The sequence below is a fragment of the Streptomyces sp. NPDC046887 genome, assembly GCF_040644755.1.
Classification (GTDB): Bacteria; Actinomycetota; Actinomycetes; order Streptomycetales; family Streptomycetaceae; genus Streptomyces; species Streptomyces lichenis.
The window spans coordinates 42,581-65,641 of record NZ_JBEYXH010000038.1 but is presented as its reverse complement, the minus strand read 5'-3'; the positions used below and the strand labels follow the sequence as shown (position 1 = coordinate 65,641).

The following is a 23,061-nucleotide window of genomic DNA, read 5'->3' as shown; positions in this document are numbered from 1 at the left end:
AAACTAACGCTCCTGCTGGTGAGAGGTGCCGGCGCCGAAGCCGCCGCCGGACTGACCGCCCGCCTGGCGGCCCTGCTGGATACCGCGGCGGAGGTTGGTCAGACGGCCGCGCACGTCGTCGGGCGCGCGCGAGACCTGCGGACCCGGACCGGCCGGGCGGCCCGACTCCTGCGCGGTGCCCGCCACCAGGTTCTGGCGCGGGACCCGGCGGGGCAGGCCCGAGGTGGTGACGCCGCCGGCCGCGGGCTTGCGGACCCGCTCGGCCTGGCGCCCCAGGTCGTCGTTGGGGGTGGTGCGCCAGGAACCGGTGGTCGAGGCGTCCGACGGCTGCGGGGCCTCCGCGCCGTGCTGCGGCTGCTGGTGCTGCGGGGGGACCACCGGGGTCGGCATGGTCTCGTCGAAGCCGCGGCCGCCCTGGCGCTGCGGGGCCTGGCCGTACGCGGGTGCCTGCTGGCCCTGCCCGTTCGACGCGGCCTGACCGCCCTGGCCGTTCTGACCGTGGCCCCAGTTGGTCTCCAGGGTGTCGTACAGCGGGGTGCGGCCGTCCCCGGCGTTCGGGGCCGGGGGCAGCGCCTCGGGCCGGGGCTGCGCCGGGAGCCCGGGCCGCTGCCGGCCGCCGTAGCCTCCGTCCGCGTTCCCGGCGGGCCGCTGCTGCGGGGCCGGAGCCTGCGGAAGACCGTAGTCCGGCTGGGCGAACTGCGCGGTGGACGCGGGGTCCTGGGGAGCGGCCGGACGGGCGTGCTGCCCGGTGCTCTCCGGCTCCTCGTGGCCGCGCGGGGCGTCCAGCGGGGTGGTCCGGGCCTGCGGCGGTACGGGCGCGGGGGCCGCGTTCCAGCCGTTCGGGTCCTGCTGCACGGAGGGCACGGGGCCGGTGGGCGCCGGGTTCCAGCCGCCGTCCTGCGCCTGCGGGGCGCGGCCCTGCGGCGGTACGGCGTTGGCGTCGGCGTTCCAGGCGGCCGGCTGGGGGCGCTGCTGCTGCGGGGCGCCACCGGGCAGTTCGCCGCGCGGGGAGCCGGCGGCCGGGGCGGCCGGGCGCTGCTGCTGCTCGCCGGGGCGCGGGGCGTTGCCGCCGCCGTTGCCGTTCCCGTTGCCCCAGACGTCGGAGCGGGTCGGTATGCCGCCCTGCGGGGACTGCTGGATCTGGGGAGCCTGCTGGCCCTGCGGGCCGCGCGCCCCACCGGCGTTGGCCTGGGCGCCGAAGGCCCCGGCGCCCTGGCGCTGCGGGTCGCCCGGCTGCTGCGGCTGCGCGGGGCGCTGCGGGCGCCCGCCCTGCTGGCCGCCGCCGAGCAGTCCGCCGTTCTGGCCGTTCTGGCCGTTCTGAGGGGTGCCGCCGCGGCCGGGGCCGCCGTTGCCGGGCAGCGCCGCGCGGTTGCCGCCGGCGCCGAGCTGGCCGCCCGCGCCACCGGGACGGCCCGGCAGACCGGGACGGCCGTTGCCGTTGCCCGCGCCGGCCGGGACCTGGCCGGGAGCGCCCTGGCCGCCGGCGCCCGGCTTGCCGGGAAGCTTCTTGCCCTGGGCCACGTCCACCGGAAGCATGACCAGCGCGGTGGTGCCGCCCGAGTCGGAGGGGCGCAGCTGGATGCGGATGCCGTGGCGCAGTGACAGCCGGCCGACCACGAACAGGCCCATCCGGCGGGAGACGGAGACGTCCACGGTGGGCGGCGAGGCCAGCCGCTCGTTGATCGCCGCCAGGTCCTCGGGGGAGAGGCCGATACCGGTGTCGTGGATCTCGACCAGCACCCGCCCGTCGGGCAGCGCGTGGCCGGTGACCCGGACCTTGGTCTGCGGGGAGGAGAACGAGGTGGCGTTCTCCAGCAGCTCGGCGAGCAGGTGGACGAGGTCGTTGACGACCCGGCCGGCCACCTCGGTGCCCGGCACCGAGGCCAGCTCGATCCGCTCGTACTGCTCCACCTCGGAGGCCGCGGCGCGCAGCACGTCGACCAGCGGGACCGGGCGGGTCCACCGGCGGCCCGGCTCCTCACCCGCGAGGACGAGCAGGTTCTCACCGTTCCGGCGCATACGGGTGGCCAGGTGGTCCAGCTTGAACAGCGAGGACAGCTGGTCCGGGTCGGCCTCGCGGGACTCCAGCTCGGAGATCAGCGAGAGCTGGCGCTGGATGAGGCCCTGCGAACGGCGCGAGAGGTTGGTGAACATCGCGTTGACGTTGCCCCGCAGCAGGGCCTGCTCGGCGGCGAGCCGGACCGCCTCGCGGTGCACGTCGTCGAAGGCCGCGGCCACCTTGCCGATCTCGTCGCGGGAGTGCACACCGACCGACTCCACGGAGGTGTCCACGTCCTGCGGGTCGGACTCGGAGAGCTGCTTGACCAGCTCGGGCAGGCGGTCCTGGGCGACCCGGGTGGCGGTGTCCTGGAGCCGGCGCAGCGAGCGGATCATGGACCGGGCCACCACGAAGGCGCCGATCAGCGACACACCGAGGACCAGCAGGATCAGCGCACCGTTGAGCAGGGCGTCCTGCTGCTCCTCCTGCCGCAGCTCACGGGCGGTGGACTCCATCTCGCCCAGCAGCTGGGACTCGACGGTCTTCATCGCCCGCATCTTGGGCTCTTCGGCGTCGGTCCAGTCCAGGTAGTTGCGCGCCTCGGACCGCTCCAGGCCCTCCTTGGTGCGCAACACGCCCTCGGAGTACCGCTCGGCCTGCTGCACCGAGGGGTTGTTGGCGCCCAGCGGCGACAGCAGGTCCTGGGCGTTGCCGCCGAGCGAGCTGTAGACCGCCTCGAACGACCGCAGCGCCTGCTGCTCGTCGCTGTGCGCGGCGTAGCCGTACTCGCGGTCGTTCTCGTCGAGCTTGCCCTTCTCCTTGTTCGTCTCCGGCAGCGCGGCGGCGATGATCGCGCGCTGGATGGAGGCGTACTCCTTGGCCGAGGAGAAGGCGGCCAGGGCCCGGGTCCGCTTGATCATCTCCGGGTTGCTGGTGGCCTGCGCCATGTCCTGGGACAGGCCGATCAGCGAGTCGATCAGACGGCCGTAGCGCTGGACCGTCTGGAAGTCCTGCGCGTTGTCCGAGTAGGCGTTGGTGCGGATCCGGCCCAGGGTGATGACCTGCGCGGCGATCTGCTCCACGTTGGAGCGGATGGACTGCAGCGCCTCGTTGCCCTGGGTGTCGCTCAGCCCCTCGGTGGCCTTGAGGAACCGCTGCTGCGCCTGGTCGGACTTCTTGCGCCAGTCGGCGACCGTGTAGTCGTCCGAGGAGTAGCCGTTGGAGAGCGGACCGGCCGTCATGTCGCGCTCGTTCTGCAGCGCGGTGGCCAGGAAGGTCGCCTCCTGGGTCAGCCGGGTGAGCAGCTGCATGTGGTCCAGCTGCTCGATGTCGTTCATCGACTCGTTGATCCGCAGACCGCCCAGGGTGGTGGCGGCGACCACGGGGAGGGTCAGCAGCGCCACCAGGCGGGTGGAGATGCGCCAGTTGCGCAGGGCGAGGCGGGAGCCGGTGTCGGTGGGGGTGGCCGACTTGGCCCGCGAGCCGCCCTTGCCGGCGCCCTTGGCACCGGACTTGCCGCCGCCCTTGGTGCCCTTGGCACCGGGCGTGCCGGCCTCGGCGCCGGGCGCGCTGCCGCCCGCGGCCGGGTCCTCGGCGGTGGCGGGGTTCTGGCCGGGGCCGCCGGGGCGCCCCGGGTGCTCGCCGCCGCCGCTCTGGCCCGGGTTCCGGGTGTGCTGGGGTGAGGAGCCGCGGTCGGACCCGCCGAACGCCTCCTGCTCCGCTGCGGCTTCCCCCTGGCCCTTACGGGCCTGGGGACGCCCCGCGCCATCCCTCTTGAAACGTCCCTGCACTAGCGTCGCAACCTCTGGACCAGGCGTCCCGCCGGGTGAACGGCGAGGACGGTGTCGGCGTCGTGGAGCGCGAGCGCGCTCCTGTTCGAAAGTGGTCGTCGATGACCGGCGCAGTCCCCCCTCCCGTACCGTCGCCCGGCGCCGCGCTGCGCCCCAGCGCGCCGGTTTCTCGTACGCGACGGTGCGGAGATTCCAGCACAGTGCCGGATCTCCAACAAGGCCGACGATCCGGCCTCCCGACTCGAACACAGGCGGTGAGAAGGGGATCACCTGCTGTCGAAGTCGATCAGGGAGCAAACGGACGTTCCCCTGCGTATCGCTCGATCGCGCATCCACGGCGATCGGTGTCCCAGTCGCCATGATCAGCAGCGGAATGCAGCATTCCCACACGGAATGTCCGTTTGCTGCCCTGGAGTTACGCATCCGGAATGCCGGATTCATCCCGCCGGGGGTGAGCAAACTCACATATGGATCGTTGCCTGATACCGGCATTCCACGGGAATCCCATGTTTAGCCTGACGCTTTACTTGGGATGGCCAACAGTCCACCCGGCGTCCCCGCGGCGCCCGTATCCGAGGTCAACAGCCACCGATGAAGACGACGAAGACGGCGAAGACGGTCACCACGACGGCGGTCATCCGCTCCACCGCCAACCCCCGCCGCACCACCCTGATGCACCTCGACGGCACCGCCGATCTGGAGCGCGGCGCACAGCCCGAGTTCGCCCTCGAACTGCCCGCCGCCACGGCCAACCCGCGCCGCACCATCCTGATGGAGGCCCCCGAGGCCTTCCAGCTCCCCCAGTCCGCGGTCGCCCCCGCCGTCTGAGACCTTCCGGCCCGACCGTCCCGGCCTCGCCGTCCGGCCCGGTCGCGCCGCCGCGGTCCGAACCGGCCGCCCGCTCCGCGTTAGCCTGGGGTGTCACACTCCAACCAGCGGAAACAGGGGGCTCGGCAGCCCGTGCGCATCGCCAGGTTCTCCATCGACGGCAACGTCGCCTTCGGCGCGGTCGAGGGCGAGGCCGCCCCCGGCACCGCCGACGGCCTCGTCCTCGACATCATCAAGGGCATCCCCTACGGCGACTTCGAGCTCAGCGGCACCAAGGTCCCGCTGAACAAGGTCCGGCTGCTGCCGCCCGTACTGCCCAACAAGGTCGTCGCGATCGGCCGCAACTACGCCGAGCACGCCGCCGAACTGGGCCATGAGGTCCCCGAGGCCCCGGTCGCCTTCTTCAAGCCCACCACCTCGGTGATCGGCAGCGGCGACGCGATCGAGTACCCCTCCTTCTCGAACGAGCTGCACCACGAGGCCGAGCTGGCCGTCGTCATCGGCCGGATGTGCCGCGAGGTCCCCCGCGAACGCGTCAAGGACGTCGTCTTCGGCTACACCTGCGCCAACGACGTCACCGCCCGCGACGTGCAGAAGCGCGAGCTCCAGTGGGCCCGCGCCAAGGGCTTCGACACCGCCTGCCCCCTGGGCCCCTGGGTGGAGACCGACCTCGACCCCGCCGACGCCACCATCCAGTGCACCGTCAACGGCGAACAGCGCCAGCTGGGTCGTACGAGCGACATGCTCCGCTCCGTGGAGGACCTGGTCGTCCACATCACCGAGGCCATGACCCTCCTCCCCGGAGACGTCATCCTCACCGGCACCCCCGCCGGAGTGGGGCCGCTCAACCCCGGCGACGAGGTCGCCGTCACCATCGAAGGCATCGGCACTCTCACCAACAGGGTGATCAAGCGTGGCTAACGCACCCATCCGCGTCCGTTTCTGTCCCTCCCCGACCGGCAACCCCCATGTGGGCCTGGTCCGCACCGCCCTGTTCAACTGGGCGTTCGCCCGGCACCACCAGGGCACCCTGGTCTTCCGTATCGAGGACACCGACGCGGCCCGCGACTCCGAGGAGTCCTACACCCAGCTGCTCGACTCGCTGCGCTGGCTCGGCCTGGACTGGGACGAGGGCCCCGAGACCGGCGGCCCGCACGCCCCCTACCGCCAGTCCCAGCGGATGGACATCTACCGCGACATCGCGGCCAAGCTCCTCGACGCCGGCCACGCCTACCGCTGCTACTGCACCACCGAGGAGCTGGAGACCCGCCGCGACGCCGCCCGCGCCGCCGGCCGCCCCTCCGGCTACGACGGCCACTGCCGCGAGCTGACCGCCGAGCAGGCCGAGGCCTACCGCGCCGAGGGCCGCGAGGCGATCGTCCGCTTCCGGATGCCCGACGAGCCGATCACCTTCACCGACCTGGTCCGCGGCGAACTCACCTTCACCCCGGAGAACGTCCCCGACTACGGCATCGTGCGGGCCAACGGCTTCCCGCTCTACACCCTGGTCAACCCGGTCGACGACGCCCTGATGGAGATCACCCACGTCCTGCGCGGCGAGGACCTGCTCTCCTCCACCCCCCGGCAGATCGCCCTCTACAAGGCGCTGATCGACCTGGGCGTCGCCAAGGAGATCCCCGCCTTCGGCCACCTCCCCTATGTCATGGGCGAGGGCAACAAGAAGCTCTCCAAGCGCGACCCGCAGGCCTCCCTCAACCTCTACCGGGAGCGCGGCTTCCTCCCCGAGGGCCTGCTCAACTACCTCTCCCTGCTCGGCTGGTCCTTCTCCGCCGACCAGGACGTCTTCACCATCCCCGAGATGGTCGAGCGCTTCGAGATCGCCGACGTCAACGCCAACCCGGCCCGCTTCGACCTGAAGAAGGCCGAGTCCATCAACGGCGACCACATCCGGATGCTGGACGTGAAGGCCTTCACCGCCGCCTGCGAGCCCTGGCTGCGCGCCCCGCACGCCAACTGGGAGCCGGAGGACTTCGACCAGGCCGCCTGGGAGGCCATCGCCCCCTACGCCCAGACCCGGCTGACGGTCCTCTCCGAGATCACCGCCAACGTCGACTTCCTCTTCCGCCGCGAGCCGGTCGAGGACGAGGCCTCCTGGCAGAAGGCGATGAAGGGCGACCCCGCCGCCCTGCTCACCACCGCCCGCGCCACGCTCGAAGCCGCCGACTGGACCAGCCCCGAGTCCCTCAAGGAGGCCGTGCTGGCCGCCGGCGAGGAGCACGGCCTCAAGCTCGGCAAGGCCCAGGCCCCGGTCCGGGTCGCCGTCACCGGCCGCACCGTCGGCCTGCCCCTCTTCGAGTCCCTCGAAGTCCTCGGCAAGGACCGCACCCTCGCCCGTATCGACGCCGCCCTGGCCAAGCTGGCCGCGTAAGCGCGTGTACGCCCTGGAGGGGGCGGTGGCCGACACCGGCCACCGCCCCCTCGGTGTGTCGGTGCCCCCGGCTACTGTTCGAGGAGATCACCGAACCGCCGCTCCCCGGGGGGACAGCCATGACCATGACCGCGCCCGATCTCGACTGGTACTTCACACCGGGCAACCGCTTCCAGGAGCCGGGGGAGAACGGTCTCGCCGGCACCATGTCCGTGGTGCGGGCGCCCGGCGCGCTCTGGCTGCCGACCGGACAGGTCACCGCCTGCGACCCGTTCGTCTCCCTCGGCACGGGCGAGGCCGAACCCTTCACCGCCGCCGTGCCGCCCGGGCGGTACGCGGTGGAGTGCGCCGTCGCCACCCTCACCCGGCCGGGCGAGGAGCCCGGCGGGCAGCCGCATGAGCGGATCGCCGCCGCCCGGCTGCTGATCTCCGACGCCCCGGCGCTCTCCTGGGAACCGGCCCTCACCGCCGGCCAGGACCCCGCCGAGCTCGATGACGACGAGTTCTACGGGTACGGCGTGGACGCCGGCACCGGCTGCTTCTACGACGCGTCCTGCGACGAGTCCTTCCCCGTCGACGAGGACGGCGAGGGCCCGGTGTGGGAGGCGGTCTGGGGTGGCGATGACACGTCGGACGCCTCCGGCCCCCATCTGGTCACCGCCCCCGGCAGCGGTCACAACCTCGTCGCCTTCACCTCCGGCTGGGGCGACGGCGCCTACCCGACCTGGGTCGGCCGCGGCGCCGACGGGCAGGTGGTGTCCTTCGTCACGGACTTCCATGTGGTCCCGGACGGCGTGGGCGCCCGGGTCTGAGCCGCTGGCCGTCCCCGTAGGCTCGGCCGCATGGCGATCCGAGCGGTCCTGTGGGACATCGACGACACGATCTTCGACTACGCCAGCGCCGACCGCGCCGGGATGCTCCACCAGCTGCGTGCCGAGGGCCTGACCGCCGGATACGGATCCGTCGATCAGGCCCTCACCCGCTGGAAGGAGCTGACGCTTGTCCACTGGCGGCGTTTCGAGGCGGGCGGGATCTCCTTCGAGGACCAGCGGCGGGACCGGGTACGGGACTTCGTCGGCACCGCCCTCACCGACCCCGAGGCCGACGACTGGTTCGCCCGCTACCTCACCCACTACGAGGCCGCCTGGGAGCTGTTCCCGGACACCCTGCCCGTACTGGAACTGCTGGCCGCCGACTACCGGCACGCGGTGCTCTCCAACTCCTCGGCCCACAACCAGGAGCGCAAGCTGCGGATACTCGGGGTGCGCGACCGGTTCGAGGCGCTGTTGTGCGCCGCCGAACTGGGCGTCGCCAAGCCCGCCCCGGAGGCCTTCCACGCCGCCTGCGACGCCCTGCGGCTGCCCCCGGCGGAGGTCGCGTACGTCGGGGACCAGCCGGACATCGACGCCCGCGGCGCCGTCGAGGCGGGACTGACCGGAATCTGGCTCGACCGGGCCGGCGCGGGCGGCCGACCGGAGCTGAAACGGATCACCGGGCTCGACCAGCTCCCCGCGCTGCTGCGGCCCGATACCCGTTTTGGAGCCCCGGACTCCATCGGGTAATGTTCTTTCTGCGCCGAGGGGAGCGGGACGGAAGTCCGGAGCCCGGAGGCGTGTAACCCGAACGAAGCCCCACAGGGGATCTTGTTCTGGTGGCCTATGGTGTAATTGGCAGCACGACTGATTCTGGTTCAGTTAGTCTTGGTTCGAGTCCAGGTAGGCCAGCTCGCAGAGCTCATCTGCAAAGCCCCCGTTGTGTAGCGGCCTAGCACGCTGCCCTCTCAAGGCAGTAGCGCCGGTTCGAATCCGGTCGGGGGTACAGATCCATCCCGCGGATCACCAGGGTCGCACCCGGTGAACATGCGGTGACATCACCCGGCGAGAGCCGGGTGGGATCGCCAGGGCCCCCGTTGTGTAGCGGCCTAGCACGCCGCCCTCTCAAGGCGGTAGCGCCGGTTCGAATCCGGTCGGGGGTACCAGCTGGTCTGAGTTACCAGTGGCCTATGGTGTAATTGGCAGCACGACTGATTCTGGTTCAGTTAGTCTTGGTTCGAGTCCAGGTAGGCCAGCGCAGTACAGCAGGACCCAGCAGGACAGGGATCGCGGTTCACCCCGCGTGACCTATGGCTAGCCCCCGTTGTGTAGCGGCCTAGCACGCCGCCCTCTCAAGGCGGTAGCGCCGGTTCGAATCCGGTCGGGGGTACCAGCGAAAGGCAGAAGGGGCCTTCCCATCCGGGAGGGCCCCTTCTCCCTATATCCGCCGCACACCGGGGCTCAGACCGTGATCGGCACCTGGTGCACCTCGTCCGCCGGGTGGCCGGTCCGCTCGTGGACCCGCTGCACCGCGTCCGCCGAGGGGCCCTCCGAGAGGCAGTAGACCGTCCCGGTGTCCGGATCCGCCCACGCCCGCTTGAAGTGCACGCCCTCCTCGCCCTCGATCGCGAGGTCGGCCCGGTGCGCCTCCATCAGCTGGTCGCTGGTGATCCCCTTCATCCCCCGGTGTACGTCCATGAACTCCGTCATCGCCTCTGCACCTCCAGGGCTCGGCAGCCACTTCCTTCCATGGTGCACCCGGGGCCCGGCCCGAACACCTCCGGCCGGGCCCCCAGGGCGTCGCCAGGGGCCCGGCCGGAGGCGGGGGAGGTGTGAGAGAGGGGGGAGCGGGGCGCGGCTCAGCCGGAGCGGCGCAGGGCGTCGCTGAGCCGGGCGGCCGCGTCGATGACCGCCTGGGCGTGCATCCGGCCCGGGTGGCGGGTCAGCCGCTCGATCGGCCCGGAGACCGACACCGCGGCGACCACGCGGTTGGAGGGCCCGCGCACCGGGGCGGAGACCGAGGCCACCCCCGGCTCGCGCTCGCCCAGCGACTGCGCCCAGCCCCGGCGCCGTACGCCGGACAGCGCCGTCGCCGTGAAGCGGGCGCCCTGGAGGCCGCGGTGCAGCCGCTCCGGCTCCTCCCAGGCCATGAGGATCTGCGCCGAGGAGCCGGCCTTCATGGTCAGCGTGGAGCCGACCGGCACGGTGTCCCGCAGTCCGGACAGCCGCTCCGCCGCCGCCACGCATATGCGCATATCGCCCTGGCGCCGGTAGAGCTGCGCGCTCTCCCCGGTCACATCGCGCAGATGCGTGAGGACCGGTCCGGCCGTGGCCAGCAGACGGTCCTCACCGGCCGCGGCGGCGAGCTCCGCCAGCCGCGGGCCCAGGATGAACCGGCCCTGCATGTCCCTCGCCACCATCCGGTGGTGTTCCAGTGCCACGGCCAGGCGATGGGCCGTGGGTCGTGCGAGCCCGGTCGCCGCGACCAGCCCGGCGAGGGTGGCCGGACCGGACTCCAGGGCGCTCAGTACCAGAGCCGCCTTGTCGAGAACGCCGACGCCGCTAGAGTTGTCCATGCAACGATACTCTCGTCTCACTCTGTGAAACGCAAGTTCAATTTTCCCGAGAACACGCCAGGCTGTAGGGGCGGCCCGCGGACCAATCGGGTCCGCAGCGGCGTCCGCCAGGTGAGAAGCGCGCAGCAGACGCGTGCGGTCACCCAGGGGAGCGGACGCGGCCCCGTATCTCTGAGAAGTGCCGGCGCGACCTGCCGGCCGGAGGGAAAGCGATGGGTAGGACACTCGCGGAGAAGGTCTGGGACGACCATGTCGTCCGGCGAGCCGAGGGCGAGCCCGACCTCCTCTTCATCGATCTGCACCTGCTGCACGAGGTGACCAGCCCGCAGGCCTTCGACGGGCTGCGCAAGGCAGGCCGTCCCGTCCGCCGCCTCGACCTCACCATCGCGACCGAGGACCACAACACCCCCACCCTCGACATCGACAAGCCCATCGCCGACCCGGTCTCCCGCGCCCAGTTGGAGACCCTGCGCAAGAACTGCGCCGAGTTCGGCGTCCGGCTGCACCCGCTGGGCGACGTCGAGCAGGGCGTCGTCCATGTGGTGGGACCGCAGCTGGGACTGACCCAGCCCGGCACCACCGTGGTCTGCGGCGACTCGCACACCTCCACCCACGGCGCCTTCGGCGCGCTGGCCTTCGGTATCGGCACCTCCCAGGTCGAGCATGTGCTCGCCACCCAGACGCTGCCGATGACCCGCCCCAAGACCATGGCGATCACCGTCGACGGCGAGCTGCCCGACGGCGTCACCGCCAAGGACCTCATCCTGGCGATCATCGCCAGGATCGGCACCGGCGGCGGCCAGGGCTATGTCCTGGAGTACCGCGGCTCCGCCATCGAGAAGCTGTCGATGGAGGCCCGGATGACCATCTGCAACATGTCCATCGAGGCCGGTGCCCGGGCGGGCATGATCGCCCCGGACCAGACCACCTTCGACTACCTCAAGGGCCGCCCGCACGCCCCCGAGGGCGAGGACTGGGACGCCGCGGTCGCCTACTGGCAGACCCTGCGCACCGACGAGGACGCCGTCTTCGACGCCGAGGTCGTCATCGACGCCGCCCGACTGGCCCCCTTCGTCACCTGGGGCACCAACCCGGGCCAGGGCGCACCGCTTTCGGCCTCCGTCCCCGATCCCGCTTCGTACGAGGACGCTTCGGAGCGCCTGGCCGCCGAGAACGCCCTGACCTACATGGGCCTGACCGCCGGGCAGCCGCTGCGCGAGATCGCCGTGGACACCGTGTTCGTCGGCTCCTGCACCAACGGCCGGATCGAGGACCTGCGCTCCGCCGCCGAGGTGCTGGACGGCCGCAAAGTCGCCGACGGGGTGCGGATGCTCGTCGTCCCCGGCTCCGTCCGGGTCGCCCTGCAGGCCGTCGAGGAGGGCCTGGACAAGGTCTTCACCGGCGCTGGGGCCGAATGGCGGCACGCCGGCTGCTCGATGTGCCTGGGCATGAACCCCGACCAACTCGCGCCCGGCGAGCGCTCCGCCTCCACCTCCAACCGCAACTTCGAGGGGCGGCAGGGCAAGGGCGGCCGCACCCATCTGGTCTCCCCGCAGGTCGCCGCCGCCACCGCGGTCCTCGGCCATCTGGCCTCGCCCGCCGACCTGACCGAAGCCGCCGCCCCCGCCACCGCCGGAGTCTGAACCGCCATGGAAGCCTTCACCACCCACACCGGCCGGGCCGTCCCGCTGCGCCGCAGCAATGTGGACACCGACCAGATCATCCCCGCGCACTGGCTGAAGAAGGTCACCCGCGACGGGTTCGAGGACGGGCTGTTCGAGGCCTGGCGCAAGGACCCGGAGTTCGTCCTCAACCGCCCCGAGCGCCAGGGCGCCACCGTGCTGGTCGCCGGCCCCGACTTCGGTACCGGCTCCTCGCGCGAGCACGCCGTCTGGGCGCTGCAGAACTTCGGCTTCAAGACGGTCATCTCCTCCCGCTTCGCCGATATCTTCCGCGGCAACTCGCTGAAGAACGGCCTGCTCACGGTGGTGCTGGAGCAGCAGACGGTGGACGCGCTCTGGGAGCTGACCGAGGCCGACCCGACGGTGGAGGTGACCGTCGACCTCCAGCGGCGCGAGGTGCGCGCCCCCGGCGTCACCGCCCCCTTCGAGCTGGACGAGAACGCCCGCTGGCGGCTGCTGAACGGGCTGGACGACATCAGCATCACCCTGCGCGAGGAGGAGCACATCGCCGCGTACGAGGTGTCCCGGCCGTCCCACAAGCCGCGCACCCTCCAGGGCTGAGCCCCCGGGGCCCGCGCCCCGCACCCCCGATGCCCCCGGCCGACCCCGGCCGGGGGCATCGGCGTCTCCACCGCCCTCCCGGACGGCGGCTCCAACTCCGCTCGACGTGCGAGGGGGACGGTGGCCTGAAACCGACCCTGCGGGGTAGCGGAACAGCCGGAGAGAGCCATCCGGCTGACCCTCGCCCGGAGATTTCCGCCGAGGTCCCGGACCCCGGATCCGGCCCTGCTGTCAGGCGTCAACTGCCTTTTTTCAGTGGCTAGTTGGAGGTTGGCGAGGGGGTCATACGGGGGTGGTGCGACCGGTCCCTACGGCCGGACGCAGCACGGTAGTTGCCCCCTAAGCGGGCGACAACTCGCCCCAGATGGCACAATCGGTGCATGGAACGCGACAGCCAACTCCAGCTCTATCAGGCCGTCGCAGCCCGACTGAAAGAAGCGCACACCCGAGTGCGCGAACTGCAAGTCCCGGAGGGCGTGAGGATGGCGCTGTCCCGGAAGCTGCTGACCATCACGGCTGCGGCGAAGCACGATCTCGCAGGCGCTGCAAGGCGGCTGGACCGGTTGATGAAGGACCTGGACGAGGGTCGATTCCCCGAAGGGGACTGACATCCGATTTCCGTGACGGACGACCGACTCCGTTGCGGCACTAGGGTGATTAGCCCGTTTCGTGTTTGATTTGCGGTATATATCTGCCTAACGTGCGAAAAGCTTGAACACTTTCGTTCCGGCAATGTCTCCGAAGGGGAAGACGTGAACAAGGCGCAGCTCGTAGAAGCGATTGCCGACAAGATGGGTGGCCGCCAGCAGGCCGCCGACGCCGTCGACGCGGTGCTGGACGCCATCGTCCGTGCCGTGGTCGCCGGTGACCGGGTCTCCGTCACCGGCTTCGGCTCTTTCGAGAAGGTCGACCGCCCGGCCCGCTACGCCCGCAACCCGCAGACGGGCGAGCGCGTCCGGGTCAAGAAGACCTCGGTTCCGCGCTTCCGTGCCGGTCAGGGCTTCAAGGACCTGGTGAGCGGCTCCAAGAAGCTCCCCAAGGGCGGCGAGGTCTCGGTGAAGAAGGCCCCCAAGGGCAGCCTCTCCGGCCCGCCCCCCACCATCGCCAAGGCCGCCGGCAAGAAGGCCGCCGCCAAGAAGACCACGGCCGCCGCGGCCAAGAAGGCCGCCGCCAAGAAGGCCACTCCGGCCAAGAAGACGACGGCCACCGCCAAGAAGACCACGGCGAAGAAGACCACCGGGGCCGCGGCCGCCGCCAAGAAGACCGGCGCGGCCAAGACCACGACGGCGAAGAAGACCTCCGCCGCCGCCAAGAAGACCGCCCCGGCGAAGAAGACCACCGCCAAGAAGGCCCCGGCCAAGAAGACCACGGCGCGCAAGACCACCGCCGCGAAGAAGGCCACCAGCAGCAAGTAGGCCGCCGGCGCGCACGCTTCCCCGCCCCGCGGGGGCGGAGCTCCGCCGCACGCCGTACCGGATCGAAAGCCGCACCGCCGGGCCGGGCCCTCCGCGAGGAAGGCCCGGCCCGGCGGGCTGTCGTCCTGCGGGCGGCTAGAAGGTCTGCAGGGTGACGAGGGTGATCCGGCGGGCCTCGCCCTCGCCCTCCGTCTCGATCCGCACCCGCTGCCCGGGCCGCAGCAGCCGCAGCCCGCCCGCGTCGAACGCCGAGGCGGGGAAGTCCACCGGGGTGCCGTCGTCGAGCAGCACACTGCCGCTGCGGGTGCCGGGATCGTAGGTGTACGCGGTGGCCTGCATGCGCCAAAGCCTAGCCGCCGCCCTGCTCGCCCATGCCGGGCGTCCGCCCCGCGGGGCCCGCCGCTGCCGCGCCGCGCCAACCTGCGCCCGCCCCGCGAGACCGGCCGCCTCGCGCGGGCCCCCTCAACCCCGGTCGCGTACCGGCTCGCGGGCGGCCCAGAGGGCGCTGGTGCGGGGGCCGGTGCCGAGTTCCACGGCGGCCCGCAGATCGTCGGGGGTGTCCACGTCCTGCCGTACCGAGACCACGTCCGGCAGCAGGATTTCCACCGCGCCCGACACCGAATGGCGGTGCCGCGAGGGGCCGCCGAAAGCGGGGCGCAATTCCACCCCGGGCGCCGCCGACAGCAAAGTCGTACCGATTTCCGCCGCGTCGCAGAGAAAAGCGCGCGGGAATTCCCCGGCCACCGCCAGCACCCGCGCCAGCTCCACCGGCCGCAGCGCCGGCAGGTCCGCGTTGAGGGCCGCCACCGGGGCCCCGGGCCGCACCGCCCGGGCCGCCCCCGCCCCGTACGCCAGCGCCGCGTTCAGCCCGGCGGCCGGGGCGTCCGGCACCACCCGGGCGCCGAGCGCGGTCAGGGCGAGCGAGGCCGTACGGTCGTCCGTGACGACGAACACATCCCGTACCACCGCGCTGGCCAGCGCCGCGGCCACGGTGTCCTCGGCGAACGCCAGCGCCAGCCGGCGCCGCAGCAGCGGGCCGGCGGCACCGCTCAGCCTGCTCTTGGCCCGTACAAGGGGTTTCAGCGGAACGACCAGCGACCAGGCGCCGGTCGGATCGGGGTTCGTGGCGGGCTCTCCTTCCTCAGGGCGTGCCGTGCGCACCGCGCCCATTGTGGCCCGGCCCCGGGACCGTCCGGCCGTCCGGTGTCCGAGGCGGGGCGTACCGTGTCCTCGACAGACCAGGGGCCCGGGGCCACACTTGACCCCCGGTCGAGCCAAGTCCCTTAAGGAAGGTGTACGCGTGTCCCGCCGCAGAATCGGCTTCTGGTACCGCCTGGCGGCGGTCATCGCAAAACCGCCGCTGGTGGTTCTGTTCAAGCGGGACTGGCAGGGAACGGAGCACATTCCCGACGAGGGCGGTTTCATCACCGCCGTCAACCACAACTCCTATCTCGACCCGCTGTCGTACGCGCACTACCAGTACAACACCGGACGGGTGCCGCGCTTCCTGGCCAAGGCCGCGCTGTTCCGGGGCTCGTTCGTCGGCGCCATCCTGCGCGGCACCGGCCAGATCCCGGTCTACCGGGAGACCACCGACGCCCTGGACGCCTTCCGCGCCGCCGTCGCCGCCATCGAGCGCGGCGAGTGCGTCGCCTTCTACCCCGAGGGCACCCTCACCCGGGACCCGGAGATGTGGCCGATGGCCGGCAAGACCGGCGCCGCCCGGGTCGCCCTGATGACCCGGGCGCCCGTCATCCCGGTCGCCCAGTGGGGCGCCAACCTGGCGATGCCGCCGTACGCCAAGGAGAACAAGCTCAACCTGCTGCCGCGCAAGACCCTGATCGTGCGCGCCGGACCGCCCGTGGACCTGGACCGCTTCTACGACAAGGAGCCCACCGGCGAGGTGCTGCGCGAGGCGACCGAGGCCATCATGGTCGCGATCACCGCGCTGCTGGAGGAGGTGCGCGGCGAGCAGGCGCCGCCCGAACCGTACGACCACCGCAAGGCCCGTCTCGCGCAGCGGCGCCGGGCGGCAGGGGAGGAAGTCACGTGACACAGCCCGAACAGGCGGGATACGCCGCAGGGGACGCCAAGCCCCCGAAGGCCGCGGTCTTCGGCTCCGGTTCCTGGGGCACGGCCTTCGCCATCGTGCTCGCCGACGCCGGCTGCGAGGTGGTCACCTGGGCCCGCCGCAAGGAGGTCGTGGACGCGATCAACACCGGCCGCACCAACCCCGACTACTTCCCCGGCGCCGAACTGCCCGCCTCCGTCCGGGCCACCACCGACCCCGCCGAGGCCGCGCACGGCGCCGACTTCACCGTGCTCTCCGTCCCCTCCCAGACGCTGCGCGACAACCTCGCCGCCTGGACCCCGCACCTCGCCCCGGACACCCTGCTGGTCTCCCTGATGAAGGGCATCGAACTCGGCAGCGCCAAGCGGATGAGCGAGGTCATCGGGGAGGTCGCCGGCGTCCTCGAAGAGCGGGTCGCCGTGGTCACCGGGCCCAACCTGGCCAAGGAGATCGTCGCCCGCATGCCCGCCGCCGCGGTGGTCGCCTGCCGCGACGAGGAGAACGCCCGCCGCCTCCAGGCGGCCTGCCACACCCCGTACTTCCGCCCGTACACCAACACCGACGTGGTCGGCTGCGAACTGGGCGGCGCGGTGAAGAACGTCATCGGTCTGGCGGTCGGCATCGCGGACGGCATGGGCCTCGGGGACAACGCCAAGGGCTCGCTGATCACCCGCGGCCTCGCCGAGACCACCCGGCTGGGGCTGGCCATGGGCGCCGACCCGCTGACCTTCTCCGGGCTCGCCGGCCTCGGCGACCTGGTGGCCACCTGCTCCTCCCCGCTCTCCCGCAACCACACCTTCGGCACCAACCTCGGCCGGGGCATGACCCTCGCCGAGACCATCGCCGTCACCAAGCAGACCGCGGAGGGCGTCAAGTCCTGCGAGTCGGTGCTCGACCTGGCCCGCCGGCACGGCGTCGACATGCCGATCACCGAGACGGTCGTCGGCATCGTCCACGAGGGCAAGCCGCCGATGGTCGCGCTCAAGGAGCTGATGTCCCGCGCCGCCAAGCCCGAGCGGCGCTGACGCCCGGCGGGGCGGGTCACTGACGAGCCCGGGGCGAGCGGGTACCCTCAACGCGATATGAGCAGCGAGAACCTCCCCACCAGCCCCGAGCACAAGCCGCGCGTGGCCGTCGTCTTCGGCGGGCGCAGCTCCGAGCACGCCATCTCCGTCGTCACCGCCGGCGCCGTGCTCCGCGCCATCGACCGGGACGTCTACGACGTGCTGCCGATCGGCATCACCACCGACGGCCGCTGGGCGCTCACCGCCGACGAACCGGAGCGGATGGCCATCGCCGGCGGCACCCTGCCCAGCGTCGGCGACCTCGCCGAGTCCACCGAGGGCAGCGTGGTGCTCTCCGTCGACCCCGCCAACCGCGAGGTCGTCTACAGCGAACCCGGCTCGGTGCCCAAGGCGCTGGGCGACGTGGACGTGGTCTTCCCCGTGCTGCACGGGCCGTACGGAGAGGACGGCACCCTCCAGGGCCTGCTGGAGCTGTCCGGGGTGCCCTATGTGGGCGCCGGAGTGCTCTCCTCGGCCGTCGGCCAGGACAAGGAGTACATGAAGCGGATCTTCACCTCGTTCGGGCTGCCGGTCGGCCCCTACGAGGTGATCCGCCCCCGCGAGTGGGAGCAGGACCCCTCCGCCGCCCGGAAGCGGATCGCCGACTTCGCCGCCGAGCACGGCTGGCCGCTGTTCGTGAAGCCCGCCCGGGCCGGCTCCTCCATGGGCATCAGCAAGGTCGAGGGCTTCGAGGACCTGGACGAGGCCGTCGAGGAGGCCCGCCGCCACGACCCCAAGGTCATCGTGGAGTCGCTGCTCACCGGCCGCGAGATCGAGTGCGGTGTGCTGGAGTTCGAGGACGGGCCGCGCGCCTCCGTCCCGGCCTGGATCCCGCCCGTCACCGCGCACGACTTCTACGACTTCGAGGCCAAGTACGGCGCCGAGTCGGCCTCCGGCGTCGTGCCCGCCCCGATCACCCCCGAGCAGACCGCCGAGGTGCAGCGCCTCGCCATCGCCGCGTTCGAGGCGGCCGCCTGCGAGGGGCTGGTCCGCGCGGACTTCTTCCTCACCGACGAGGGCGAGTTCGTGATCAACGAGATCAACACCATGCCGGGCTTCACCCCGATCTCCATGTACCCGCGGATGTGGCAGGAGAGCGGTGTGGACTACCCGGAGCTGATCGACCGGCTCATCCAGGCCGCGCTGCGCCGCCCGACGGGGCTGCGCTGACCGAACGCCTTCGAGGGGCGGCCGCCTGGTGGGCGGCCGCCCCTCGTGGTGTACCGGGGGCCGGTACGGGAGGCTGCTGGTAGGCCGGGCGGGTGACCGCGCAGTACGATCGCCCCGTCCCCCGGGCCGCCGCCCGGGACAGGGCGAGCGGCCGGATACGGGGGCTAGAGGTGGACGACCGGGCAGGTCAGCGTGCGGGTGATCCCGTCCACCTGCTGCACCTTGGCGACCACCATGCGGCCGAGCTCGTCGACCGTGTCCGCCTGGGCGCGGACGATCACGTCGTAGGGGCCGGTGACGTCCTCGGCCTGGACCACCCCCGGCATCTTGGCGATGGTCTCGGCGACCGTCGACGCCTTCCCCACCTCGGTCTGAATCAGGATGTACGCCTGTACCACGGAACCTCCAGGGCGGCCATGAGGATCTTGGTCCCCGCCCTCGGCGGGGAGAACGGCAGGTCAAAGAAAGGGACGCCACGGTACCGCGTCGCCGTGGGCGAGCGGGAGACCCGCGCGGTCCACGCGGCGCCCGGGCGGTGGACCGGTGGGCGGGGAGTTGACGACCCCCGGTCGCGGGGGCGGTACGGGGCCGGGTTCGGGCAGCGGTACGGGACGGGAATCCCGGGGCGGTACGGGGCCGGGTTCGGGGAACGGTACGGGGCCGGGATCCGGGAGCGGTACGGGGCCGGGTTCCGGGCCCGGCACGGGGGCGCGGTCGTACGGTGGCGGCCGCTTCGACTCACGAGCATATGGAGAGGTGAACCTCGGTGAAGGGCACTGTGGGCGAGTTGGGGGAGTTCGGGCTCATCAGGGAGCTCACCTCCCGGCTCACCACCACCCCGGCGGTACGGGTCGGGCCGGGCGACGACGCCGCGGTCGTGGCCGCGCCCGACCGGCGCGTCGTGGCCAGCACGGACATCCTGCTGGAGGGACGGCACTTCCGGCGCGACTGGTCCACCGCCTATGACGTGGGCCGCAAGGCCGCCGCGCAGAACCTCGCCGACATCGCCGCGATGGGCGCGGTCCCGACGGCCCTGCTGCTGGGCCTCGTCGTCCCCGCCGAACTCCCGGCCGCCTGGCCCACCGAGCTGATGGACGGCCTGCGCGACGAGTGCCAGGTGGCCGGTGCCTCGGTGGTCGGCGGCGACGTGGTGCGCGGCGAGACCATCACCGTCTCCATCACCGCCCTCGGCGACCTGCGCAACCACGAGCCCGTCACCCGGGCCGGCGCTCAGCCCGGGGACGTCGTCGCCTACACCGGCTGGCTCGGCTGGTCCGCCGCCGGATACGCGGTGCTCTCCCGCGGCTTCCGCTCCCCGCGCGCCTTCGTCGAGGCACACCGGCGCCCCGAGCCCCCGTACCACGCCGGCCCCGCCGCCGCCGGACTCGGCGCCACCGCGATGTGCGACGTCAGCGACGGGCTGATCGCCGACCTCGGGCATATCGCCGAGGCCAGCAAGGTCCGCATCGACCTGCGCTCCGGGTCCATCGACATCCCCACCCAGATGAACGACATCGGCCAGGCCGTCGGTGTGGACCCCATGCAGTGGGTGCTCACCGGCGGCGAGGACCACGCCATCGTCGCCACCTTCCCGCCGGACGTGAAGCTGCCCGCCCGCTGGAAGGTGATCGGCGAGGTGGTCAACCCCTCGGCCCTGCCCCAGGTCACCGTGGACGGGGCGCCCTGGCACGCCAGCAGCGGCTGGGACCACTTCGGAGAGGAGCCGCAGCAGTGAGTTTCGTGAACGGTGGTCCGGGTGTGCTGCCCAACGTACTGACCGTCGCCGGGTCCGACTCGGGCGGCGGCGCCGGGATCCAGGCCGACCTGAAGACCATGCTGGCGCTCGGGGTGCACGGGATGAGCGTGGTCACCGCCGTCACCGCGCAGAACTCGCTCGGTGTGCAGGGCGCCTGGGAGCTGCCCCCGGAGGCGGTGCGCGCCCAGTACCGCAGCGTGGTGGACGACATCGGCGTCCAGGCCGTGAAGACCGGGATGCTGGCGACCGCCCCGCTGGTGGAGGCGGTGGCGGAGTTGCTGGCCGGTACCGAGGCGCCGGTGGTGGTCGACCCGGTGGGCGTCTCCAAGCACGGGGACTCGCTGCTGGCCGCGTCCGCGCTGGACTCGGTACGGGGCGCGCTGCTGCCGGTCGCCACCGTGGCCACCCCCAACCTGGACGAGGTCGCCCAGATCACCGGGGTGCGGGTGGAGAAGGAGGACGACCTGCGGGAGGCCGCCGAGGCGCTGCTCGCCTTCGGGCCCCGGTGGGCGCTGATCAAGGGCGGGCACCTCGCGGGCGACGCGGTGGACCTGCTCACCGACGGCACCGAGGAGCACTGGCTGCGGGCCCCCCGGCACGACAACCGGCATACCCACGGCACCGGTTGCACCCTCGCCTCGGCGGTCGCCGCGGGGCTCGCCAAGGGGCTCACGGTCCCGCAGGCGGTACGGGCGGCGAAGGAGTACGTGACGGGGGCGATCGCGGCCGGGTTCGCCCTGGGCGGGGGGATCGGGCCGGTGGACCACGGCTGGCGGCTGAGGTAGCCCTGGGGCGGACGGCGGCGGGCCCGTGGCCGCCGGCCGCCCACCCGGCCGGTGTCCGGGTACGGCAAAAAGCCGGTCCACCGAGGTGGACCGGCTCTTCTGGCAACCGGACAGGCTGCGCTACGACGTAGGCGTCAGCGCGCGACCTTGCCGGCCTTGATGCACGAGGTGCAGGCGTTGAGGCGCTTCGGCGTCCCACTGACCACGGCACGCACGCGCTGGATGTTCGGGTTCCAGCGACGGGACGTACGGCGGTGCGAGTGCGAGATGTTGTTGCCGAAGCCCGGCCCCTTGCCGCAGACGTCGCAGTTGGCAGCCACGGGTCACTCCAAAGACTTCAGATGCACGTACGGTGAAATCCGGCGAGCCGGATCAGTTCGGTGACCGAGTGGCGTTGCCGGGGGAATGGCCCGATTCTCATCGGGCAACCGGAGCAGCATACAACGACCGCTTCGGTAGAACGAAACTACCATGGCTCGCTCCCGCCCCGCCCCGGGGCCGGGATCGTCGCAGGTCTACGCTGCCGTGCAGCCCGTTCCGCCCAAGGAGGACCTCCCGGTGCCGCACCCGCTCGACTCCGCCGCGGTCCGCCTCTGGTGCTCACTGGCGTTGGAGGCGCTGGGGCGGGAGCGCGAGGAGATCGACGCGATCAACGTCTACCCGGTGGCCGACGGGGACACGGGGACGAATCTGTACTTGACCGCCGAGTCCGCTCGGGAGGCGGTGGAGGCGCTGGAGGGGGCCGGGGTCGGGGTCGGGGTCGGGGTCGGGGAGGCCGTACGGGCCATGGCGCACGGGGCGTTGCTCGGGGCGCGGGGCAACTCCGGGACCATCCTGGCGCAGCTGCTGCGGGGGATGGCCGGGGTGCTGGCCGCCGCCGAGGGCGCGGAGTGCTCCGGTGAGCTGCTGGCCCGGGGGCTGGCGGAGGCCGCCTCGGAGGCGCGGCGGGCGGTGGCGCATCCGGTGGAGGGGACGATCCTGACGGTGGCCTCGGCGGCGGCCGAGGCGTGTGACGGTGCGGGTGGGGCGGACGCGGCCGAGGTGGCGCGGAGGGCGTACGAGGGGGCGCGGGTGGCGTTGGAGGCGACGCCGGGGCAGTTGGGCGCGCTGGAGCGGGCCGGGGTGGTGGACGCCGGTGGGCGAGGGCTGGTCGCGGTGCTGGGGGCGCTGGTGGAGGCGCTGTCGGGGGCGGCCCCGGCGCGGCCGGTGCGGGCGGCCCGGCCGGTGCCGGTGGTGGAGGAGTGCGCGACGGGTGGGCCCGCGTTCGAGGTGATCTATCTGCTGGAGGCCGAGGACGCCGCGGTGGACCGGCTGCGTGAGCGGCTGGACGGGCTCGGGGACTCGCTGGTGGTGGTCGGCGGGGACGGGCTGTGGAACGTCCATGTGCATGTGGACGACGCGGGCGCGGCGGTGGAGGCCGGGGTGGAGGCCGGGCGGCCGTACCGGATCCGGATCACCCACTTCGAGGGGGCGGCCCCGGTGGTGGAGCGGGTGCAGCGGGCCGTGGTGGCGGTGCTGCCGGGCGAGGGGCTGGCCGCGCTCTGCGAGGCGGCGGGGGCGACGACGGTGCTGGTCAAGGCGGGGGAGTCGCCGGCCAGTGCGGAGCTGGCGGAGGCCATTCGGCGGGCGCACGCGCATGAGGTGGTGCTGCTGCCGAACGCGGTGGAGCTGCGGCACACGGCCGCTGCCGCCGCCGAGCAGGTACGGGTGGAGGGGGTGCGGGTGGCGCTGATCCCGACCCGGTCGGCGGTGCAGGGCATCGCCGCGCTCGCGGTGCATGAGCCGGAGCGGCGGTTCGACGAGGACGTGGTCGCCATGACGGCGGCGGCCGGGGCCACCCGGTACGGGGAACTGGCGCTGGCGGAGCGGCAGTCGTTCACCTCGGCGGGGGTGTGCCAGGCGGGCGATGTGCTCGGGTTGATCGACGGGGATGTGGCGGTCATCGGGGAGGGGGTGGAGGGGACGGCGCGGGAGTTGGTGGACCGGATGCTGTCGGGTGGGGGAGAGCTGGTCACTCTGGTGGTGGCGGACGACGCTCCGCAGGGGCTGGCGGACGGGCTTCAGGCGTATGTCCGGGAGACCCGGCTGGCGGTGGACACGGTGGTGTACGCGGGTGGGTCGCAGGCTCCGCTGCTGCTGATCGGGGTGGAGTAGACGGCGGTT

General features: G+C 72.5%; 22 protein-coding genes and 5 tRNA genes. 20 read left to right on the top strand and 7 right to left on the bottom strand.

Going from position 1 to position 23,061, the window contains the following annotated elements; genetic code table 11:
* Positions 1-3: 3 nt before the first annotated feature.
* On the bottom strand, positions 4-3,789 hold the full coding sequence (locus tag ABZ945_RS27310) for a nitrate- and nitrite sensing domain-containing protein (RefSeq protein WP_361274625.1): 3,786 nt from the start codon (positions 3,787-3,789) through the stop codon (positions 4-6).
* 591 nt (positions 3,790-4,380) lie between these two features.
* Between ABZ945_RS27310 and ABZ945_RS27305 the strand changes: the two genes are divergently transcribed.
* The 10 genes from ABZ945_RS27305 (at position 4,381) to ABZ945_RS27260 (ending at position 9,211) form a co-directional block, all read left to right on the top strand.
* Positions 4,381-4,617, top strand: a complete 237-nt coding sequence (locus ABZ945_RS27305; protein ID WP_361274622.1) for a hypothetical protein — start codon at positions 4,381-4,383, stop codon at positions 4,615-4,617.
* A 132-nt stretch (positions 4,618-4,749) separates the two neighbouring features.
* Positions 4,750-5,538, top strand: coding sequence for a fumarylacetoacetate hydrolase family protein (locus ABZ945_RS27300; RefSeq protein WP_248632280.1), 789 nt, complete (start codon positions 4,750-4,752; stop codon positions 5,536-5,538).
* Positions 5,531-7,006, top strand: a complete 1,476-nt coding sequence (gltX, locus tag ABZ945_RS27295) for a glutamate--tRNA ligase (protein WP_361274618.1) — start codon at positions 5,531-5,533, stop codon at positions 7,004-7,006. The genes ABZ945_RS27300 and gltX overlap by 8 nt, the downstream gene beginning before the upstream one ends.
* 119 nt (positions 7,007-7,125) lie before the next feature.
* Positions 7,126-7,818, top strand: coding sequence for a DUF4241 domain-containing protein (locus tag ABZ945_RS27290; protein WP_361274615.1), 693 nt, complete (start codon positions 7,126-7,128; stop codon positions 7,816-7,818).
* A gap of 30 nt (positions 7,819-7,848) precedes the next feature.
* Complete coding sequence (locus ABZ945_RS27285) at positions 7,849-8,568, top strand: HAD family hydrolase (RefSeq protein ID WP_361274612.1); 720 nt, start codon at positions 7,849-7,851, stop codon at positions 8,566-8,568.
* A gap of 90 nt (positions 8,569-8,658) precedes the next feature.
* Positions 8,659-8,730, top strand: a tRNA-Gln gene (locus ABZ945_RS27280).
* A gap of 21 nt (positions 8,731-8,751) precedes the next feature.
* Positions 8,752-8,824, top strand: a tRNA-Glu gene (locus ABZ945_RS27275).
* A gap of 84 nt (positions 8,825-8,908) precedes the next feature.
* Positions 8,909-8,984, top strand: a tRNA-Glu gene (locus tag ABZ945_RS27270).
* A gap of 18 nt (positions 8,985-9,002) precedes the next feature.
* Positions 9,003-9,074 (top strand) — tRNA-Gln (locus ABZ945_RS27265).
* 61 nt (positions 9,075-9,135) lie between these two features.
* A tRNA-Glu gene (locus ABZ945_RS27260) sits at positions 9,136-9,211 on the top strand.
* 68 nt (positions 9,212-9,279) lie between these two features.
* On the opposite strand, the gene ABZ945_RS27255 is transcribed toward ABZ945_RS27260, so the two are convergent.
* Positions 9,280-9,528, bottom strand: coding sequence for an SCO4226 family nickel-binding protein (locus ABZ945_RS27255; protein ID WP_361274610.1), 249 nt, complete (start codon positions 9,526-9,528; stop codon positions 9,280-9,282).
* 149 nt (positions 9,529-9,677) lie between these two features.
* Positions 9,678-10,394, bottom strand: a complete 717-nt coding sequence (ndgR, locus tag ABZ945_RS27250) for an IclR family transcriptional regulator NdgR (RefSeq protein ID WP_248632285.1) — start codon at positions 10,392-10,394, stop codon at positions 9,678-9,680.
* Positions 10,395-10,606: 212 nt separating this feature from the next.
* On the opposite strand from ndgR, the gene leuC reads away from it, so the two are divergent.
* From leuC to ABZ945_RS27230, 4 genes are all read left to right on the top strand, one after another.
* On the top strand, positions 10,607-12,037 hold the full coding sequence (leuC, locus tag ABZ945_RS27245) for a 3-isopropylmalate dehydratase large subunit (RefSeq protein WP_361274606.1): 1,431 nt from the start codon (positions 10,607-10,609) through the stop codon (positions 12,035-12,037).
* Between the two features lie 6 nt (positions 12,038-12,043).
* Positions 12,044-12,637, top strand: a complete 594-nt coding sequence (leuD, locus tag ABZ945_RS27240) for a 3-isopropylmalate dehydratase small subunit (protein ID WP_361274603.1) — start codon at positions 12,044-12,046, stop codon at positions 12,635-12,637.
* Positions 12,638-13,017: 380 nt separating this feature from the next.
* On the top strand, positions 13,018-13,245 hold the full coding sequence (locus ABZ945_RS27235; RefSeq protein WP_248632288.1) for a hypothetical protein: 228 nt from the start codon (positions 13,018-13,020) through the stop codon (positions 13,243-13,245).
* A 144-nt stretch (positions 13,246-13,389) separates the two neighbouring features.
* Positions 13,390-14,052 (top strand): HU family DNA-binding protein, encoded by a 663-nt coding sequence (locus tag ABZ945_RS27230; protein WP_361274600.1) that lies wholly within the window; start codon positions 13,390-13,392, stop codon positions 14,050-14,052.
* A 135-nt stretch (positions 14,053-14,187) separates the two neighbouring features.
* On the opposite strand, the gene ABZ945_RS27225 is transcribed toward ABZ945_RS27230, so the two are convergent.
* Both ABZ945_RS27225 and cofC read right to left on the bottom strand, forming a co-directional pair.
* Positions 14,188-14,391, bottom strand: coding sequence for a hypothetical protein (locus ABZ945_RS27225; RefSeq protein WP_248632290.1), 204 nt, complete (start codon positions 14,389-14,391; stop codon positions 14,188-14,190).
* 123 nt (positions 14,392-14,514) lie between these two features.
* Positions 14,515-15,213 carry a 2-phospho-L-lactate guanylyltransferase gene (gene cofC, locus ABZ945_RS27220; protein WP_361274597.1) on the bottom strand — a complete coding sequence of 233 codons (699 nt, stop codon included), beginning with the start codon at positions 15,211-15,213 and terminating at the stop codon, positions 14,515-14,517.
* A 139-nt stretch (positions 15,214-15,352) separates the two neighbouring features.
* On the opposite strand from cofC, the gene ABZ945_RS27215 reads away from it, so the two are divergent.
* From ABZ945_RS27215 to ABZ945_RS27205, 3 genes are read left to right on the top strand one after another with little or no spacing between them, the layout of a single operon-like run.
* Complete coding sequence (locus ABZ945_RS27215) at positions 15,353-16,105, top strand: lysophospholipid acyltransferase family protein (protein WP_361274595.1); 753 nt, start codon at positions 15,353-15,355, stop codon at positions 16,103-16,105.
* On the top strand, positions 16,102-17,148 hold the full coding sequence (locus ABZ945_RS27210) for an NAD(P)H-dependent glycerol-3-phosphate dehydrogenase (RefSeq protein WP_361274593.1): 1,047 nt from the start codon (positions 16,102-16,104) through the stop codon (positions 17,146-17,148). The genes ABZ945_RS27215 and ABZ945_RS27210 overlap by 4 nt, the downstream gene beginning before the upstream one ends.
* 57 nt (positions 17,149-17,205) lie before the next feature.
* Entirely contained in the window at positions 17,206-18,357 is a 1,152-nt protein-coding gene (locus ABZ945_RS27205; RefSeq protein ID WP_361274590.1) for a D-alanine--D-alanine ligase family protein, read from the top strand.
* Between the two features lie 164 nt (positions 18,358-18,521).
* Here the strand turns inward: ABZ945_RS27205 and ABZ945_RS27200 are convergent, their stop codons facing one another.
* Positions 18,522-18,755 carry an Lrp/AsnC ligand binding domain-containing protein gene (locus ABZ945_RS27200; RefSeq protein ID WP_248632295.1) on the bottom strand — a complete coding sequence of 78 codons (234 nt, stop codon included), beginning with the start codon at positions 18,753-18,755 and terminating at the stop codon, positions 18,522-18,524.
* A gap of 368 nt (positions 18,756-19,123) precedes the next feature.
* Between ABZ945_RS27200 and ABZ945_RS27195 the strand changes: the two genes are divergently transcribed.
* Together ABZ945_RS27195 and thiD are read left to right on the top strand one after the other, a co-directional pair.
* Positions 19,124-20,092: a thiamine-phosphate kinase gene (locus ABZ945_RS27195; RefSeq protein ID WP_361274588.1), complete on the top strand. Its 969-nt coding sequence runs from the start codon at positions 19,124-19,126 to the stop codon at positions 20,090-20,092.
* 23 nt (positions 20,093-20,115) lie between these two features.
* Positions 20,116-20,898 carry a bifunctional hydroxymethylpyrimidine kinase/phosphomethylpyrimidine kinase gene (gene thiD / locus ABZ945_RS27190; protein WP_361274653.1) on the top strand — a complete coding sequence of 261 codons (783 nt, stop codon included), beginning with the start codon at positions 20,116-20,118 and terminating at the stop codon, positions 20,896-20,898.
* 134 nt (positions 20,899-21,032) lie between these two features.
* Here the strand turns inward: thiD and rpmB are convergent, their stop codons facing one another.
* Positions 21,033-21,218 carry a 50S ribosomal protein L28 gene (gene rpmB, locus ABZ945_RS27185; RefSeq protein ID WP_105867062.1) on the bottom strand — a complete coding sequence of 62 codons (186 nt, stop codon included), beginning with the start codon at positions 21,216-21,218 and terminating at the stop codon, positions 21,033-21,035.
* Positions 21,219-21,456: 238 nt separating this feature from the next.
* On the opposite strand from rpmB, the gene ABZ945_RS27180 reads away from it, so the two are divergent.
* On the top strand, positions 21,457-23,052 hold the full coding sequence (locus tag ABZ945_RS27180; protein ID WP_361274585.1) for a DAK2 domain-containing protein: 1,596 nt from the start codon (positions 21,457-21,459) through the stop codon (positions 23,050-23,052).
* Positions 23,053-23,061 lie beyond the last annotated feature (9 nt).

Excerpts from the sequence above, each read along its gene's own strand:
- ABZ945_RS27305 (WP_361274622.1), top strand. The coding sequence starts at position 4,381 with ATGAAGACGACGAAGACGGCGAAGACGGTCACCACGACGGCGGTCATC.
- ABZ945_RS27290 (WP_361274615.1), top strand. The coding sequence starts at position 7,126 with ATGACCATGACCGCGCCCGATCTCGACTGGTACTTCACACCGGGCAAC.
- ABZ945_RS27285 (WP_361274612.1), top strand. The coding sequence starts at position 7,849 with ATGGCGATCCGAGCGGTCCTGTGGGACATCGACGACACGATCTTCGAC.
- ABZ945_RS27255 (WP_361274610.1), bottom strand. The coding sequence starts at position 9,528 with ATGACGGAGTTCATGGACGTACACCGGGGGATGAAGGGGATCACCAGC.
- ndgR (WP_248632285.1), bottom strand. The coding sequence starts at position 10,394 with ATGGACAACTCTAGCGGCGTCGGCGTTCTCGACAAGGCGGCTCTGGTA.
- leuC (WP_361274606.1), top strand. The coding sequence starts at position 10,607 with ATGGGTAGGACACTCGCGGAGAAGGTCTGGGACGACCATGTCGTCCGG.
- leuD (WP_361274603.1), top strand. The coding sequence starts at position 12,044 with ATGGAAGCCTTCACCACCCACACCGGCCGGGCCGTCCCGCTGCGCCGC.
- ABZ945_RS27235 (WP_248632288.1), top strand. The coding sequence starts at position 13,018 with ATGGAACGCGACAGCCAACTCCAGCTCTATCAGGCCGTCGCAGCCCGA.
- ABZ945_RS27225 (WP_248632290.1), bottom strand. The coding sequence starts at position 14,391 with ATGCAGGCCACCGCGTACACCTACGATCCCGGCACCCGCAGCGGCAGT.
- ABZ945_RS27205 (WP_361274590.1), top strand. The coding sequence starts at position 17,206 with ATGAGCAGCGAGAACCTCCCCACCAGCCCCGAGCACAAGCCGCGCGTG.